Source organism: Marinobacterium profundum, from assembly GCF_001528745.1.
In the GTDB taxonomy this organism is placed as follows: Bacteria; Pseudomonadota; Gammaproteobacteria; order Pseudomonadales; family Balneatricaceae; genus Marinobacterium_A; species Marinobacterium_A profundum.
In genome coordinates, this window is record NZ_BCNS01000183.1 from 1 (window position 1) to 852 (window position 852).

Annotated in this window: 1 protein-coding gene; it reads left to right on the top strand. The window is 44.7% G+C overall.

Annotated elements, in window-relative coordinates; all coding sequences use genetic code 11:
- The first annotated feature begins 181 nt into the window (after positions 1–181).
- Positions 182–634 carry a hypothetical protein gene (locus MPRO_RS21130; protein WP_067298008.1) on the top strand — a complete coding sequence of 151 codons (453 nt, stop codon included), beginning with the start codon at positions 182–184 and terminating at the stop codon, positions 632–634.
- Positions 635–852: the final 218 nt, after the last annotated feature.

The window sequence follows — 852 nt, forward strand, 5'->3', positions numbered from 1 at the left end:
GAAAAGTGAGTCGCCGAAAGGCGAAATGGGAATTATCCGACAACGATAACACTTCTCAAATCTGGGAGATTTCGAAAAATCAGGGTCAGGCCTTGTCTTTTACACTAATTTCTTATCTGATGGGCTAAAATAAATACCTGACCATCGTGCCTGTACGAACTGAACAAGGAGGTTATATACTATGAAAGGATTTGGAATTGCTTTTTTAATCCTTGGGGGACTCGCTGGTGTGGTAGCCCTGAATATGGATGTAACCGTATCTTCGGGAGTTTATGACAGGACCTACAACATGCACAAGGCCAGTCAACAACTGATGGTCATGCTATTAGCCCTAGGGTCGTTTATTAGTGGCGCAGTCCTTCTTGGGTGTGGTGAAATAGCCGAGCGCCTCAGTAATTCAGAAAACGCTACAATTATCAGTTACGGTGCGAGCAATAGTAGCGGCCAGATCACTGGTGAGAACCCACCTCTTGACTCCTCCGAGTCAGGATTGGCTGGTGTGGAATCTAAATCTGATGACGCTTATACACCTCTTTCTGAAGCTCAGGCTCAGTTTAACCCTCGTATCGCTATTGGCCTTTCTATAACCATCGTCATCTGTGGCCTGCTTTTCTTTTTTGTCGTCACTAGTTAAATTAGGGGTAGAACTTTTCTTTTTACGATCCAGATTTCATTCCTTATTTTCACCGAATATAGTCTCTCACTTTGACTTAAACCGCTATTGAAATTCGTATTTATCAGCCGAATTCGGCAGGGATAAGCCCTGATTTTTCCTCTAACCACTTCCAGAGCGCTGACGCTGCCACCCATTTCCCGTTAGCGCAGGCAATTGCTCCTGCATTGCCTGCATAC